Source organism: Microscilla marina ATCC 23134 (genome assembly GCF_000169175.1).
In the GTDB taxonomy this organism is placed as follows: Bacteria; Bacteroidota; Bacteroidia; order Cytophagales; family Microscillaceae; genus Microscilla; species Microscilla marina.
In genome coordinates this window covers 98,525-115,784 of sequence record NZ_AAWS01000013.1, presented here as the reverse complement: position 1 = coordinate 115,784, position 17,260 = coordinate 98,525, and the positions used below count along the sequence as shown (strand labels likewise).

Below are 17,260 nucleotides of genomic sequence, written 5' to 3'. Positions count from 1 at the left end.
TTATCGAACAAAAGCAACCATTTTCATCAACATCCTAAAAATCGAGATGGCTTCTTAGTCTATGAACTCATGATATGGGGTACAACTACAGAGAAAATACCCGACTAATATTAAAACCAAAATGAATCCCTCCTTTTTCCCATAATTCGGTAGTTTCAGCAATAAAACCTTTTTCTATCATAGAGAGGGAGTTGGTGAGGTGCAACGAAAATACATGCCCCCCGGTTTCTATGTCAAACCCTATAGAAAAAGAGTCTTGGAAATTGTCAAAGCGTGCCCTTTTCAATTCGTCGGCAGGTGGATTTCGTACTACATACTCGGCGTTCAATGCCAATCTTTTGTTTAGTTTAAAGCGCCCACCAAAACCCAGTGCCCAAAGGTTGTTCAAATCGTTGGGAGTTTCTACCAGGTTGCGGTGGATAAGAGTGGGGGCAATCAACAACGAAAGTCTATCGCTAAACTTGCGACCCAAGATGAGTTGATGCACAAATGACATACGTTGAGCAATGGTTCGTTGTAACCCAGGAGGGTCTTCTTGCCCATTGAGTACCGCACTGCTCATAAACAATAACGATACAGGCATTGAGCGTTTGCCTTTAGATTGGCGTAAAATTTTGGCTTTGGCAAAAAAATCATAATCTTTAGAGGCGCTACTTCTGCCTACGCCAATCATGAGGTGTTCGCTTAAACCATACTCTAACGCCAGCCGGATAGAGGCGTTGTCTAAACCCCATAAGTTTACTCCGCCAGAGTTGAGCGTACCAAATCGGTGAGAAATTCTAAAAACAAGATCGCGTGGGGCAACCGTTTCGGTCGACTGTAGGTTTACTACCCTAATGTCTTTAAAAGCTCCTGTTACAAACCGGGTCTTAGCCTGGGTATTCTCATCTAGTATATTGTTCAGGTCTTGTGCCTGCACGGTAACACCAGTGGCTATCAAAGCGATCAACAAGTGGCAAACAAAATTTAGAAAGTATGGTTTTTTCATAAAAATGACAATAAAGGGTTTGTTTAAAGTAGTTTTACTTTTTAGTATAAAATGTATGAGTATTTTTGCTTATGACGACCATTACATTTGCCAACATTACAGCAAAGCTAAAATAAAGGTTGCTTTGTTAAATGATTTATTTTGATGCAATACTTTTTTAAACATTCAGCTAAATTTTAGTTTTTCCTAAAACAATCATGACTGATGATATACCATCGCATAGCCATTTTTATCTTATGTAGTTGCTGGGCAGGACAACTTTGGGCACAAACAATTGTGCAACAAGAAGCTATATTAGATACCGCACAACAAACCATTACTATTCCTTACCTCATCGAAGACGCTGGAACACCTGTTGTCAATGGCGCCCACCAATACCAGTTACAACTATACTATACTCAAAATCAGGGTGCGTCTTATACAGGGCCTTTAACCCACACCAATGGTCACATAGGCAAGGGAATATTGCCAGGACAAAAAAAAATAGTATGGCATTACGCCAAAGACACCCTTCCCTTTACAGGTAGAAATGTACAATTTAAAATATCGGGCAGTTATCAATCCAGTGTATTGGGATTGGGCAAGGGTAGTGCTGCTTTTTACTCTTTATTATTGCCTGGGTTGGGGCGTAAAAAAGTGTATCAACCTACTTCTATTCATCGCAAATTTTGGTTTGTGCCTGCCGTGCTTACGTATGGGCTCGTTGCCACGGGGATAGTAGCTAAGGTGGCATCAACCAACACCTACAAACAGTACCAACAGGCCACTACAGCAAGCAGTGCTGAGGACTTATTTAATACAGCCAACCAACAGCAACGTATTTTTGTAGGGGCATTGTTGGCTGCTGGGGTAATATGGCTGGGCGATATACTATGGGTGGCAATAAAAGGCAATAAGAACCGTAAAAAACAACAACGATTGATCAAAAAAAACCAGCAAATGGATCAAAATTTTGGCATTATCACCTCTTATGATTTTAACAACCGTCAGCCCACGCTTGGGGTCAAAGTAAAGTTTTAGAATATGTATAAAACACAAAGAATATACTGGACTGGTTACTTGTTCATAAGCCTATTATTGCTTGGCTCCTGTCAGGTGTTCGACTTGCCTCGCCAAGTAATCATCAATACAGGAGAAGTTTCTCAGGTTGGATTTGAAGAGGCTTTAGCAACGGGTAACTTGGTAGATTTGCCCGAAGAAAAAAGAAATCAGGTGGTACGTTTTGGACATTGCTGGGACTCAGTACCCGCTCCTACCATTGCCCAAAACTTAAACGAACGCACCAATCTTGACTCGCTGGTGGCTTTTGTAAGCCAAGTAACCTCACTACAACCCAATACTACCTACTATGTGCGAACTTATATAGAATTTAGCAGTGGCGAGGTAGTATATGGAAATGAGTTGAGTTTTACTACGCTTACGCTGGAAGAGTTTTTAGACTTGATTGTACGCATGAACAGTGTAGACAATGTGACCAGCACTTCGGCACAAGCCAATGCAGTGTTAGGGGTGGTAGTATCGCGCAACCCCGAACAAGTCATAGAGTATGGATTTTGTTGGTCAGGTTCTAATCCACAGCCCACCATTGCCGATCAGGTCGTAAACCTGGGAAATCCTACTGATGCAGGGACATTTAGTACTACCTTGATGGGCTTGTTGCCTGCTACCGAATATTTTGTACGAGCGTACGCCAAGGGTGACAATGGCAACATTGCCTACAGTTTTGATGTGACTACTTTTACTACCAAACGTTGATCAAATGACACGAATTTTCAGCACTTTTATATGCCTCATCATATTGCCAGGTATTTGCCTAAATAGTTTGGCACAAACTCCTATAGAAAGCATCAGCAAGACATACAATTTTGACCTGGCACAGGCAGTTTGTTCTTTTACTTTGACCGATGCCGAGTTGAACACTTCAGTTGTTGATTCGGGCAAACTGATTATTAACAACCAAACAGAAGTAACTTTGCGCCAAGGCAAGGGGCAGGTAAAGCTGCCTTTATATAAAACCCATCAGGTAAATGTGAAAGTTGCAGGTTTTGTAGATACTACCATTGTGCTTGACCTTACCAATCGGGAATTGGGTTATAATATACAACAAGCGATTAGGCTACGCCCCCAGAAAAAGGCCTTTAAAATATCGGTGCAAGATATAGAAACCAACGAAAATGTGGCTGTAGGGGTAGTGCTGAATAACAAAAATCGCAATGAAAAGATTTTTATCAGTGCTCAAGACATCAGAGCAGGCAACTATGTGGTGCGCATCAGGGCAAGTGATACTTACGATCTAGAGGTGCAGAATGGAAGTTCTTATGCTTTTTACGCCACTACTATTAACAAAAAAACCAAACAAGAGACAAAAGATCAAATCAACATACGTCTTATTCCTTATAAAGTGGGGGCAAAGATTCCTCTATACAATATCACCTTTGCCACAAAATCTGCCCGACTGAACACCCATTCTTTTGAAGAACTGGGGCGCGTAGTGAAACTACTCAAAGATCATCCTACCTCTCATATATTGATAGAAGCCCACACCGATAGTGATGGTACCCGACTCGCCAACCTGAGGTTGTCGCAACAAAGGGCAAAAAGTGTGTACAACTACTTGATGAAGCAAGGCATCGCTGCGCAACGTTTGCAAACCAGGGGGGCGGGCGAACTGAAACCGATAGCACCCAACAATACCGAAATCAACAAAGCCCGTAACCGTAGGTTTGAGTTGATTGTGATGAAAAAGTAAGGCGTATGTTGCTCCTTTAGTTTTCAGCCAGAGACTTTTGATGGCATCACTTTTCACTAATTTTATTGCTCACTTAGGGCGTAACCCTCAACAATAACTGTCCGCTTTGGCTGTATGTAGTACTCTTTGTTATAATTCGTTCACTTTATTAGCCATAGTTATCAAAAACCGATAGCTACCGCTGTGCTGAGCTCAGCCAAAGACTCGCTGCCTCATATCACTTTGAGTTCATTTGCAAATTTGCTCTCTCCCATTCCCTACTCTTATATATAAGCATTCACCCTTACGTAAAACACCATATTGATAAATAAAAAGCTTAAACACTCCGAAAAATTAAATATAGAGTTATTTATAGTAATATCCTCCTGTTTTTTCAAAAACACCTTACAATATAATTGAAAGAAAAAATTGCATTACGCTTCAATACTTTCAATATAGTAGCATTTTTTAACAAAAAAGAGGTAGAGTTATGCTAAAAACCCTCCTAGATTTGGCAAAAAATTCACAAACAAGGCATTGTCAGGCTGTAAGTTTTACACATAAAATAAACAAAAATCAACCATCACTCAAGGGTTTTATTAGATAAATGCTACTGAATACTTGGTAGTTGTTCTCTTGCAATATTGATAGCGTTGAAACATCTGGGTAAAAGGTTTAAGTGATCTTTCATAAATAATTTGAGCTATTAAAGTGTATCTATTGCCCTCATTCTTCTCAAAAAAAAAGCCTCATAGCTTTGGCTATGCACCGTTTTTTTTGAATCGTCTGAGAACAATATATTTTCTTAAATTGGCGCATCTTATTTTTTCCAGATCACTAAAGATCAAAAAGTAAGATAAATTGACTATTAAGCACCTATTTTTTTCAGAAGTTGCTCTACTACATTTAGGTAGCTTCACTAACAAACCACATTCGATCGTATGAATTTCAGATTGATTACTACGTTTTTATTCGTGATGAGCTTTTCGTGGGCTCAAGCACAAGACATTATGATGCAGGGCTGGTACTGGGACTACCCCAAAACTGCAGATGGATATAAATGGACAGATACACTGCGCCTGAAAGCTGCCGAACTAAGCGCGGCTGGCATTAACTATTTGTGGATTCCACCTCATGTAAGGGCTAGTTTTGGCAACCGCAGCAACGGCTATGATCCTCAAGATTTGTACGACTTGGGAGAGTATGGACAGGGTCCTACCGGGCTGGGTACCCGCCTTGAGCTAGATGCGATGATTGCGGTATTACGTCGTTATGGTATCAACCCGGTGGGCGATATGATTTACAATCATCGCGATGGGGGGCGTCCTGAAAACAACCGGGCGGTAAAACAATATATTAAGCGTTATAACAACCCTGATCAAAACAACCCTTTCCCGTCTGATCGTTACCGTTGTATTATTCCATTGGGGGGCAAGTCTAAAAATGGAGCAGGTACTTATTATTTTAAAATTTCATCAAAAACTGGTGCACTCAGGTTTCATAACAAGCCCTATAAGCTGTATATACAAACCAACAAAAAAGGCTATGGAGGCTTGAATGGGCTCAACGAGTCGGAAAATAATTGTCCAGGCACGGGTGCGGCAGACACCATAGAACTGGGGCGGGATATGTTTGCTACATTAGATGCAGGCGGATGCCAGGCAGATGAGTTTGCGCTCACTATCAACCAAGATGATTTTCATTGTGATGGGGATACTTTATATATTTATATGAACAACCCCAATGGCGACTATACCGACCATTATATTTATGAGGTGTGGAACACAGCACGTAATCAGGACATTGAGAAAAATATGCGCTATCAAACTTATACTGATTTTACCAATTTGCCCAGTGGCAGAGGTGGCATGCGCTGGAGACACTTTAAACCCAATGGTACACCTACCGATTTGCGTGGTGATTGGGATGCAATGTATTTCTTTTATGACTACGACCAATTTGTACCCGCTACTCAGCATAAACTGTTTCGTTGGACTAAATGGAACTGGAAAAAGGTAGGGATTCGTGGTTTGCGTATGGATGCCATTAAACACTTTACCCCAACTTTTGTGGGCGATTTGCTAGACTATTTGCACGACAATGGCATTGACCCTGGAATGGTAGTGGGCGAGTGGTATGGTACCAACCCTGATGAGCTTAAGGGCTGGATAAACAATGTACTCAATAGTATGGATGAAGACACCAAACGTGCGATTAAACCCAAGATTTTTGACTTTTTGCTTCGCGATCATTTGCGTCAGGCGTGCGATTTACCCGATTATGACGTGCGCCAACTATACAATAAAAACCTACATGCCAAGGGATTGAGTGGTTTTAATATTGTAACTTTTGTAAACAACCACGATTTCCGCAGCCCTGTTGATGCTGCCAATACCAACTTTAATATGTTGATTAAAAATGACCCTATGTTGGCGTATGCTTTTGTATTGAGCAACAACCAGTTGGGTATACCTACTATTTTTTATCCCGATTATTATGGCTATCAACCTGATAAATTTAACTACCACCCAACGGGCGTAGCGCCTATGAAAGACCGTATAAACCAACTAATTAAGGTGCATAAAAACTATATTTTGGGGGCAAACAAGGTAGATTATCTCAATCGTTTCGACTCGCCTTATACCCAAGTAAATTACTTTTCAGGGGCAGCAAATAAAACCATGATTTATCAACTAAGTGGTGGCAAAGCAGGAAAAGAAGTCATTGTAGCAATCAATTTTGCTGACCAACCACTAAGGGTAGATCACCAGATAAAACCCATGGCACAAGGCACTCGTTTTACTGATGTATTGGGTCGTTCGGCTTATCCTTATGCTGTGGTAGATGGTCAGAGCCGCATTTATGTAGACTTGCCCGCTCGTAGCTATAGTGTATGGGTGCAAGGCGAAGTAGCTACTATTCCAATGGGGGCTACCGCCAATACTACTCGCCACACCACAACAAACACAAGCATTACTGGCAAGCAGGCGCTTGATTTGAACAATGTGGGCATGGTCAAGGTGTTTCCTAACCCTTTCAAAAACCGATTTACTCTACAACTAAAGAGCGCCGCCGCAGGCAATACTCACCTTCGGGTGACAGACCTGCATGGCAAGATAGTATATACTCAGAAGTTTAGCCGAAAAACCAGGGCATCGTTTGACTTAGGGCATTTGCCTGCGGGTAGCTACTTGCTTAAGGTGCGCCATAATGGAAAAGTTTATCAAGAACAACTGATCAAAAAATAGTATCACAAATAGGGTTATTTTTATACATAGGCAACCATTCACACAAAAAGGTGGTAACGTTTATGTAAATCAGATTACAATACTTGAGTAAAAACCTCTGAGATGTATTATTTCAGGGGTTTTTGTTTATAACAACCTCTCCTATTCGGGGTTGCTTTCTGCAAAGTCTTTGAATAATTGATGAAACTTCATAGTTTCTTTTTGAAAACCTTTCTTACCTAATAAAAACGCAACAACTTTCATCGTTCCCGAAAACTTAAACTCAGTGACTGACTGCCACCGGGTTTTGCCGTTGCCCAAATCAATAAAGGTGTTTTTTTGATGGTTCAGTACTCCAGGGGCTTCATAAGTAGCCAATAGTTCTTCTGGCAAATCGTGTTTGATCAGGGTTTCAATCATTGTCAGGCGCCCTTTCTTGCCTCGCTTATAGACTAGTTTCACCTTAGACCCAGGTTGCCCTAACTCACCACTTATCATGCTAAAGCTAAGCAAAGTAGGCTGCCATTTTTTGAGGTGATCAGGATTGTCAAACAAGGTTACTACCTTGTCTAAAGGCAAGTTGATGTCTATTTCAGTGTTGTATTTCATGTTTTTCAGGGTTTAGCTATTGCAAACTAAACAATTAGGCAAGCAAGGTGCAAGCAGGAGATAAATCTTATTTGTTACATTGGTTGTTAACCAAAAAACAGGTTGCTGACAATGGTCAGCAACCTGTTGTTATCGATGGTAAAAATCGTGTAGGTACTATTGAGGTAAGGTTTTATAAAAACAGGTACAAGCAGATAGTAGCTTGTACCTGGCAAAGATTATTGATAAATCAATGTTTTAGTATACACACTTTTTCCGTTGGTAATCTGCATTTGATACAATCCTTTGGGCAACCCTTGCAAGCTAATATTGGTTTGTTTAAGCTCAACACTCTTGGTTTTCACCAACTTGCCTCTCATATTAAATACTCTAATCAATGACTTCTCCTCAGTGTTGGCAGGTATTGCCACAGTATAGTTTCCGTTGATGCTTGGGTTAGGATAAGCCTGTGCACCTTGTCCAATGGTAAATCCTTGATGTGTTCCAGCCTGTGCACTACTTCCACTTGCTCCCGAAATATTGATGGTGTAATCTTCTACTTCACCAGTCCAGCCATCACCACAAGCAGTACTCAATGAGGTGCCATAAGACAAGCGAATACGCATGCGGATGTCGCCTGAGGCGGCTCCAACAGGGGCGTTTAAGTTGATGTTGTAAGGACCACTTCCGTCAATCACAGTAGCCTCTCCACTGTCGTCAAAATCACCGTCACGGTTCCAATCTACCCATACGCTCAATTTACTGCTTGACCAGCTCGCACTTGGGGTTACTGTCAAGGCATAAGATTGGCCAGGGGTCATTGTAGTAGACTGGGTAGTATAGTCAGCGTACCCACTTGAAGCAGAAGTATTGTTGATACTACCTAGCTGTACCTGAGTGATATGTTCTGAATCGGTTTGCTGAGCAGAAGCTGTGCAATAATCCGGGGCAGGAATATCAATGATTTCACTAATATTTACGGTGTAGTCTTCTACCTCACCATCGGCATAGTTTCCACAAGGGCTATTTGCTGCTCCATTATATTTCATAGCAATCCGCATACGAGTAGTTCTGTTTATTCCGGCAGCAATGGCAATGTTTGCGGTCACTGTAGTTTGAGTACCACCTGAGGTGTATACTAACTCCCCGGCATCGTCAAAGTCGCAGTCACCGTTATAGTCTATCCATATTCTAAAATGTTCATCATAAGGAGTGCTTGCATACCCTGGGGTCAGGTCAATGGCATTGTCTTCGCCCGATTTTAGTTCAATTACCTGCCCGGTAAAGTCAGAATAGTTAGACGCACCCGAAGCATTGTTAAAGTCACCCGATTTCACTACTGCAATGTGTTCGTAGGCTGAGCGATTGCTTGCCGCAGCACAATAATTACATCCAGTCGCTGTATTTACTGTAATATAAGCAGTTTTAGTCAAGGTATTGCTTCCCCCAGCATTGGTAGCTGTCAAGGTCACAGCATAAGTTCCTGCCGTGTTATAAGTCACCTGTGGGTTTTGTACTGAGCTGCTGGCTGGGCTTCCTCCGGCAAACGTCCACGCCCACGCAGTAGGTGTATTACTTGACTGATCGGTAAAGTTCACGCTTTGGCCTACACTAATAGTAGTGTTACTTGCTGTAAAGGCAGCTACAGGTTCAGTTACCCCTCCACCACTTTGGGTTTGTCCTGCTCTGATGGGTTCATCTGGGGCTTCGTTATATGCATACTCCAATAGTGTATAAGATTGACCATCGGCAGCCACCTGCAGTTTTAACCAACCATAATGAGTATTACCGTTTGCACTAAAACGAATACCTACATAGGCAGTCTGACCGTTCCAGGCAGTATAACCAGCATTGGTCACGGTGTGCAAATCGGGATAAGCATCCCCAATTTTCCATTGGCTTGATGCACCAACAGTGGTGTTAAAAGCCAAAGGAGTAATATTGTTAGTACCTGCATCACATACTACAGCTTTGGTGTAAGTTTCTAACTGAAACGATGATTGTTCAGTGTTGTAAAAGATTCCATACACGGCATTACCTATGCCCATATTAAATGATGCCCAAACACTGAGTGTGTTTACTTCTGGGTTGGGTTCTATGTCAACATATACGATTTGGTAAGGGTCAATAAAGTCGATGCTTAGGTCAGGTAAAACCAAGTTGTTGCTGCTCGACAAAGCTGCTGCCTGCAAAGTTATTTGTACATCACTTACACTGTTTGCTGCGGCATGACTACTAGCTGCTCCAGTAAACGAAAGTATTGCTTCACTGGCATTGGTTACAGTAATAGTAGTGGCAAGACCAGCAGGTACATTGGCAACTGTAAAGTGGGTACCTGCAGTAAGCGCTCCTGCACCTACACTAAAATTGACTCCGTTTAATAAACTTAGAATCACTGTTTGGTTTACTGCACCATTGTTGGTAGTACTTTCGGGCAATTCAGACCTAGATACTGCTATGTTACCGTTATCAAGCATTGTCTGACCAGCACGGATTGCTGCATTGGGCTGTTCGTGGTAGGCGTGTTCCAACACTTTATAAGATTGACCATCGGCAGCTACCTGAAATTTTATCCAGCCATAGTGCGTATTGCCTGCATTGCTAAAACGAATGCCTACATACGCTGTTTGACCATTCCAAACGGTATAAGTGGCATTGCTTACATTATGCAAGTCAGGATAAGCTCCTCCAGCTTCCCATTGGCTTGCTGCACCTACCAAAGTATTAAAACTCAAAGGAGTAATGTTACGAGTACCTGCCGCACAAACAACTGATTTTTGATAGGCTTCCAGTTGAAAAGCGCTACTAGTAGCATTGTAAAAAGCACCATAAGCAGCATTACCAAAATCCAAATTAAATGCATTCCAAACAGCCCCGGTAGTTACTTCCAGATCGGTTATATCTTCATATACAATTTGGTAAGGGTCAAGAAAGTCGATACCTACCCCTGAGGTAGTAGGGTTGTTTACATTAACGCCAAATGCCGAAGCATTAAAAGTAATCTCGATATTGTTTACACTGTTTGCTTGGGCGTGATTGGTAGCCGTTCCATTCAGGGCAAGCTCTGCCGAAGTACTGCTCAATATCGTTATCTGAGCAGACAAACCAGCGGGCAAACCACTCACCGAAAAACTTGAAGTAGACAAAATGCCTGATGATTGGCTAAAGGTAGCCCCATCCAATAAACTCAACGTAATTTTTTCGTCTATACTACCACTATTGGCAATACCTTCAGCAAAAGTGGTTTTGGCAAACAAAAGGCGTGGAACCGCTGAAGAATACAGCGTAGCGTCCAGGTTAGCTTGAGTCCAAAGATTGTTACGCTCACCCACACTTGAATTCATTGCAGCAAGCATACGGGTTTTTTGCCCTTCGGTAAACATCTCAGAACAAGTCCCATAGTCCATATAGTTTTGGTTGTTGTCTAAAGATCCACAACTGGTAGCGGTAAGTTCACAGCCAGTGGTACCTATAGTATTAGGCGTGTCACTTACATCATCTTCGTCGTTACAGGCATTGGCATCGCCATTGTTGGTTTGGTCACCCCATACATGCTTTAGATTTGCCCAGTGACCTACTTCGTGGGTCAATAATTTATAGTGAGTAGAAGCCGCAGTACCAGTACGCCCTACTGCCCAGTGTGAAACTACTACCCCATCGAAAACATCGTTGGTACCTACTGTACCTGATGGGTAAAAGGCAAAGCCTGAACCATTGCCCCCGTCAGAGCTACGCACTACCCATACATTGAGGTACATATTTCTTGGCCAGCGAATGAGTTGCTTGAGACCTATATCGCCTCCATTGTAAGTATAAGAAGAACGAGTGCGAGTAATACCTGTAGTAGGGTTGCCATTAGGGTCTTTTTGGGCAAGAACAAACTTAAGTCCTACATTTGCCACCAATGGCTTAAACTCATTGATTACATCGCCTACCCCTGGGTTGGTAGCACTAAAATCTTCGTTGAGTTGTTTTACCGACTCTATAATTTGAGCATCTGAAATATTTTCTATGCCTCCATCGTGCACTACATGAAATACAATAGGAATGGTAAGTACACTTTGACTGGCAGAACTTTGCCGGGCTCGTTGTTTTTTAAATTGAACAGTTTTGTTTTCCAGAGCACGGCGCGCATGTTCTATTTGCCGCTTTAGCGCTGGGGTAGCACGTTGCATTAGTTTTTGCTGCATGGGCAAATGCCCACATTTGGTAGTGTGAGGGATTTGTTGGCTCCAGCCATTGTTACTTATAGTCAACAGGACTACCAAGAGTCCAAACAAGCGTATATATAAGCTTTCTTTTTGCCTTAAAGGTGATTTTGTCAACATTGGTTTACTAGTTTGTGTAATATTAAAAGTGTGTGTAGGAAACGTTCATTAGGTTTGCTTGTGGGCAAGTTCAGTCATACTCCTCCCATCAAATCCCAATCTTTTCACCTGGTCTTTTACGACACAGTTTTTACAATCAGTCAATTGTTAATGCATGAGGTGTCAGTGTGTAATATGACAACTCTCTCTGATAATTGGTTGTAGTAGTCATTCCGGCTTCTACCTAAGTAGAAACATATTTTATAGAAAGGCCTTTTTAAAATAGCGGAATATAGATGAATTTACTTAATACAAATATAGGTTGATAAAATCCAACTCTCTTCTGCTTTATTAGCAAAAGTTGGTACTATCTTGATAATCAGGAGGTAAATTCAATACAAAGATCATTTTTTTAACAAAAACACAGTATTTCTTACTGAATATCACACAAAAAGCAGAATATTAACCTATTATTATTGAAATAAGTAAATAAGAGGGTAAATAAGTACAAAAAACCTGGTTATACGCCAGCGATTAATGAATTTGGCAGGTTTAGAAGGGACAAACCAGTGATTGTTTGCTATACAAAGGAACGATGACTCGACCTTATTTCCAGCGCTAGTGCATTAGGGATTAAATAAGTTGCCTATTAATTTGGATGAATTAACTACGTTGAGCTCGCGAAAAGCTCGGTTTTGTTTTCTGACGAGTCGTGAAAATGGCGGATAGTTCGCTTTCTGAATTCCGATGCATATCGGAACCTTAGCTATCTAACTTTTTTACGAGGAAGTCAGGGGGCAAAAGCTCACAGTCCTCCGAGAACAAGCTCGGAGCTGTGAGCCGAACTTGATTCGGGGACGCCAAATAATATGTGAGTAACTTAGTACCTGATGCACTAGTACCCTTGTCAACGTAAAATAGGTTGCCTGAAAAACAGACAACCTATTGAATTTATTACGCTTTACTTCATTAATGTGAGAAATGATTCAAACGCTTACAAAGTTTATATTTGATTCATCATTAGCGATAAATCAGTTTCTTATTGTATACTTTGCCTCCACTAACCACCTGCATGTGGTACAAACCTTTGCCCAATCCTTGCAAACTCAAAGTGGTACGGTTACCTTCGGCAGTTTTAGACGTTACCAAATTGCCTTGCAAGCTGAATACACGAATGTTCATTTGCTGTGCTTGTCCGTTGGCAGGTACTTCTACAGTATATTGTCCGTTAGGGCTTGGGTTAGGGTAAGCACTTGCTTCCAATACTAACTTTGGCTTACCAGCTTCGGCTTCTTGAGAGCTGGTACCCGCTTTTTGTACCTTCAGGGTATAGTCTTCTACTTCGCCAGTCCAACTATTGCCACAAGGCTCGTTCATTGAGTTGGCATAAGATAGGCGAATACGCATACGAGTCTCTCCTAGTTTTGCTCCGGCAGGTACGTCAAGCTCAATACTATAAGGTCCTACACCAGTTACTACATTGGCCTCGTTACTGTCGTTAAAGTCACCGTCTTGGTTCCAGTCTACCCACACACTCAATTTACTGTCCTCCCAGCTTGCACTTGGCGTTACAGTTAAATTATGAGTTTGACCTACACTTACATTGGCCACCTCTGATGTATAGTTGGCATAACCGCTTGATGTAGATGAGTTATCAATATTGCTTAACTGCACTTGTGCGATATGCTCAGAGCCTAAGTTGTCTGCACCTGCATCACAATAGTCGTTGTCGTTGTCGTTATCGTCATCATCATCATCATTGTCACCATCACCAGGAACAATATGAATCGTGTAATCCTCTACTTCACCGTCGGCAAAGTTACCACAGGGGCGTGTAGCTACATCACTAAATCGCATAGCGACACGCATCGTTGTCATTCCTTGTAAGTCGGCAGGAATGGCAATCATACCTGTTACTGTATTCATTGTACCTTCTGAGGTATATACCAGCTCTCCGGCATCGTCAAAATCACAGTCACCATTATAGTCTATCCATACACTGAAATACTCGCTGTATTCGGTACCAGCAAAGCCTGGCGTAAGCTCAATGGCATTGTCTTGTCCGGCAAATACCGTGGCCATATTTTCTCTGAAATCGCTGTATTCGGCAGCACCCGAAGTATGAGTCATATTCCCCATTTTTACTCCGGCAATGTATTCAAAATCAGCTCGGCTACTGGCAAAGTCGCAATAGTCACAAGCAGGTCTTACTATAATGTATTCTTTTTTGATTATGATACTAGCTCCTCCTGAATTACCCACCGTAAGGGTTACAGTATAAAACCCAGGTTGATCGTAAGTTACAGTAGGATTTTGTTCAGTACTGGTAGCAGGAGTACCTCCTTCAAAAGTCCATGCCCACGAAGTAGGGTTATTAAGAGACTCATCGGTAAAGGTAACAGTATCACCTGCCTGGATATTGGTAGTATTGGCTGTAAAAGCAGCAATAGGTGCTGGTGGGTCAATTACCGTAATGTAAGCCGTTTTGGTCAAAGTGTTCGTGCCCTCAGCATTGCTTACAGTAAGGGTTACACTAAAAGTACCTGTTTTAGAATAGCTTACTAATGGGTTACGCTCACCGTTGCTAGTAGTAATATCGCCTCCTTCAAAAATCCAAATCCAGTTGGTAGGACTGTTGGTAGACTCATCAGTAAACTGTACACTCTGGCCTACAAAAATAGTGGTAGGGTCGGCACTAAAAGCTGCTACAGGAGTCTCAGGCTCAACTTCATCATCAACTTCGGTTTGTCCAGCCTTGATAGGAGCTTCAGGCTGTTCGTTATAGGCGTGTTCTAATAGTTTATAAGACTGACCATCAGCAGCTACTTCCAGTTTGAGCCAGCCATAGTGCGTATTGCCGTTTGCATTAAAACGAATACCAACATAAGCAGTTTTGCCGTTCCAGGCGGTATACGTAGGACTATTTACATTCAACAAGTCAGGAAAAGCTCCTCCAGCTTCCCATTGGCTGTTTTCACCAATAACAGTATTTAGTGGTAACGGTACCATATTTCGTGTACCTGCTTCACACACTGCCGACTTGCCATAAGACTCTAACTGAAAAGCAGACTGCTCGGCATTGTAAAAAACACCATACTCAGCATTGCCTACATCCATTCTGAAAAAATTCCAAACATTGACAGTTGTTACCTCAAGGTCAGGAGTTACATCACGATAAATGATTTGATATGCATCCATAAAAAAGATGCTAAGTACAGGTAATGGTAAATCGTTGTTGCCTGATACAGCCGCTGCTTTTAGGGCTATTTGCACATTATTTACTTTGTGTACTTCGTCGTGGCTGGTTGCTTTTCCAGTAAAAGAAAGCTCAGCAGTAGTAGTTGTCAGTACTTTGATTTTGGCTGATAAACCAGCAGGCAAATTGGCCACACTAAAGTGGGTGCTAGCGGTGAGGTCACCTGTACTTTGGTTAAACTCTTCACCATTTAACAAACTTAAAATAATAGTTTCGTTTACTGAACCGTCGTTGGCAAACGCATCTTCTTTCACTGTTGTTTTAGATACCGATAAGTTGCCCACATCAAGCATAGATTGCCCAGCGCGGATTGCAGCATCAGGTTGCTCATGGTAAGCATACTCCAATAATTTGTAAGATTGACCATCGGCAGCTACTTCTAGCTTAAGCCAACCATAGTGTATGCTACCTGCATTACTAAAACGCACCCCTACATAAGCGGTTTTGCCGTTCCAGGCGGTATGAGTAGCATTGGTTACATCTAGCAAATCAGGATAGTTTCCTCCGGCTTCCCATTGACTGACAGAACCTATTACTGTATTGAATGGCAATGGTACAATATTGCGGGTACCAGCCTCACAAACAGCTGATTTGCCATAAGATTCTAACTGAAAAGAAGCTTTCTCAGCATTATAAAAAATACCATAGGTAGCGTTGCCAAACCCCATATTAAAGGATGTCCACACTGCACTGGTAGTCACCTGTAGGTCATTGATGTCTTCGTATACTATTGTATAAGGGTTGATAAAGTCAATGCCAATGCCAGATGTAGTCAAATTGCTGACCACTACTCCAAACGCTGATGCGTTAAAACTTAAACTAATATCGTCCACACTATTTGCTTTGGCGTGCAAATCGGTGCTGCCTTGCAAAACAAGCTCAGCAGTAGTATTGTTTGCGATGGTAATTTTGGCCGAAAAACCAGTAGGTAGTCCAGTAATACTATAAGCCGAAGCGTCTAATTCGCCCGAAGCAACGTTAAAAGTAGCTCCATCTAATAAGTTTAATTCAATGGTTTCGTCTATACCTCCGTCGTTGGTTTTGCTTTCGCTAAAAGTAGTTTTGGCAAATACAACTCTTGGGGTAGCCGAAGAATATAAAGTAGCATCCAGGTTAGCTTGAGTCCAAAGGTTGTTACGCTCACCTACACTTGAATTCATTGCAGCAAGCATACGGGTTTTTTGTCCTTCGGTAAACATCTCAGAACAAGTCCCATAGTCCATGTAGTTTTGGTTGTTGTCTAAAGATCCACAACTAGTAGCAGTAAGCTCACACCCAGTGGTACCTTTAGTATTAGGTGTATCACTTACGTCGTCATCATCGTTACAGGCGCTATCATCGCTGTTGCTGCTGTCGCCCCCCCAAATATGCTTTAGGTTTGCCCAGTGACCTACTTCGTGAGTCAATAATTTATAGTGAGTGGCAGCAGCAGTACCAGTACGCCCTACTGCCCAATGCGAAACTACTACTCCATCATAAACAGCGTTGGAACCTACTGTACCTGATGGGTAAAAGGCAAAACCTGAACCATTGCCCCCGTCAGAGCTACGCACCACCCATACATTGAGGTACATATTTCTCGGCCAGCGAATGAGTCGTTTAAGATCTAGATTGCCTCCATTATAAGTAATCGAAGAGCGAGTACGAGTAATACCTGTAGTAGGGTTGCCGTTGGGGTCTTTTTGGGCAAGAACAAACTTAAGTCCCACATCTGCCACCAATGGTTTAAACTCGTTTACGACATCGCCCACTCCTGGGTTGGTAGCACTAAAATCTTCGTTGAGTTGTTTTACTGACTCTATAATTTGAGCATCTGAAATATTTTCTACGCCCCCGTCGTGCACTACATGAAATACAATAGGAATAGTAAGTACACTTTGACTGGCAGAACTTTGCCGTGCACTTAGGGTAGTATACTCAGTGGTTTGCTTTTCTAATATTTGACGTGCGTTTTCTATTTGCTGCTTTAGCAATGGATTGGCTCGTTGCATTAACTTTTTATGCATTGGTAAGTGCCCACATTTATAATGTGGCGGGATTTTTTGCGCCCAGGCGCTCATAGTCCAGCACATGATCAAGAGTACACACAGCTTATACTGTAGTAAGTTTTTACGCATCGTTTTTATCGTTAAAATGTAATAAATTGGGTCTGCAAAGGTGTAATAT

Annotated in this window: 8 protein-coding genes; 4 read left to right on the top strand and 4 right to left on the bottom strand. The window is 41.9% G+C overall.

The window, feature by feature from the left end:
- Positions 1 to 85 precede the first annotated feature (85 nt).
- The gene (locus tag M23134_RS13960) at positions 86 to 988 is read right to left on the bottom strand and encodes a DUF5777 family beta-barrel protein (protein WP_045113566.1); all 903 of its coding nucleotides are present in this window, start codon (positions 986 to 988) and stop codon (positions 86 to 88) included.
- A gap of 204 nt (positions 989 to 1,192) precedes the next feature.
- On the opposite strand from M23134_RS13960, the gene M23134_RS13955 reads away from it, so the two are divergent.
- The 4 genes from M23134_RS13955 (at position 1,193) to M23134_RS13940 (ending at position 6,964) form a co-directional block, all read left to right on the top strand.
- Positions 1,193 to 2,008 (top strand): DUF5683 domain-containing protein, encoded by an 816-nt coding sequence (locus tag M23134_RS13955; protein ID WP_002697126.1) that lies wholly within the window; start codon positions 1,193 to 1,195, stop codon positions 2,006 to 2,008.
- A gap of 3 nt (positions 2,009 to 2,011) precedes the next feature.
- The gene (locus tag M23134_RS13950; protein WP_002697125.1) at positions 2,012 to 2,743 is read left to right on the top strand and encodes a hypothetical protein; all 732 of its coding nucleotides are present in this window, start codon (positions 2,012 to 2,014) and stop codon (positions 2,741 to 2,743) included.
- A 4-nt stretch (positions 2,744 to 2,747) separates the two neighbouring features.
- Entirely contained in the window at positions 2,748 to 3,737 is a 990-nt protein-coding gene (locus M23134_RS13945) for an OmpA family protein (RefSeq protein ID WP_002697124.1), read from the top strand.
- A 920-nt stretch (positions 3,738 to 4,657) separates the two neighbouring features.
- Positions 4,658 to 6,964: a T9SS type A sorting domain-containing protein gene (locus M23134_RS13940; protein ID WP_053337305.1), complete on the top strand. Its 2,307-nt coding sequence runs from the start codon at positions 4,658 to 4,660 to the stop codon at positions 6,962 to 6,964.
- Positions 6,965 to 7,105: 141 nt separating this feature from the next.
- Here M23134_RS13940 and M23134_RS13935 read toward each other — a convergent pair whose 3' ends face one another.
- From M23134_RS13935 to M23134_RS13925, 3 genes are all read right to left on the bottom strand, one after another.
- Positions 7,106 to 7,552, bottom strand: a complete 447-nt coding sequence (locus tag M23134_RS13935) for an SRPBCC family protein (protein ID WP_002697121.1) — start codon at positions 7,550 to 7,552, stop codon at positions 7,106 to 7,108.
- Between the two features lie 218 nt (positions 7,553 to 7,770).
- The gene (locus tag M23134_RS38090; protein WP_002697120.1) at positions 7,771 to 11,859 is read right to left on the bottom strand and encodes a GEVED domain-containing protein; all 4,089 of its coding nucleotides are present in this window, start codon (positions 11,857 to 11,859) and stop codon (positions 7,771 to 7,773) included.
- A 999-nt stretch (positions 11,860 to 12,858) separates the two neighbouring features.
- A complete protein-coding gene (locus tag M23134_RS13925) occupies positions 12,859 to 17,211 on the bottom strand; it encodes a GEVED domain-containing protein (RefSeq protein WP_002697119.1) in 4,353 nt (1,450 codons plus the stop codon).
- Positions 17,212 to 17,260 lie beyond the last annotated feature (49 nt).

Excerpts from the sequence above, each read along its gene's own strand:
- M23134_RS13960 (WP_045113566.1), bottom strand. The coding sequence starts at position 988 with ATGAAAAAACCATACTTTCTAAATTTTGTTTGCCACTTGTTGATCGCT.
- M23134_RS13955 (WP_002697126.1), top strand. The coding sequence starts at position 1,193 with ATGATATACCATCGCATAGCCATTTTTATCTTATGTAGTTGCTGGGCA.
- M23134_RS13950 (WP_002697125.1), top strand. The coding sequence starts at position 2,012 with ATGTATAAAACACAAAGAATATACTGGACTGGTTACTTGTTCATAAGC.
- M23134_RS13945 (WP_002697124.1), top strand. The coding sequence starts at position 2,748 with ATGACACGAATTTTCAGCACTTTTATATGCCTCATCATATTGCCAGGT.
- M23134_RS13940 (WP_053337305.1), top strand. The coding sequence starts at position 4,658 with ATGAATTTCAGATTGATTACTACGTTTTTATTCGTGATGAGCTTTTCG.
- M23134_RS13935 (WP_002697121.1), bottom strand. The coding sequence starts at position 7,552 with ATGAAATACAACACTGAAATAGACATCAACTTGCCTTTAGACAAGGTA.
- M23134_RS38090 (WP_002697120.1), bottom strand. The coding sequence starts at position 11,859 with ATGTTGACAAAATCACCTTTAAGGCAAAAAGAAAGCTTATATATACGC.
- M23134_RS13925 (WP_002697119.1), bottom strand. The coding sequence starts at position 17,211 with ATGCGTAAAAACTTACTACAGTATAAGCTGTGTGTACTCTTGATCATG.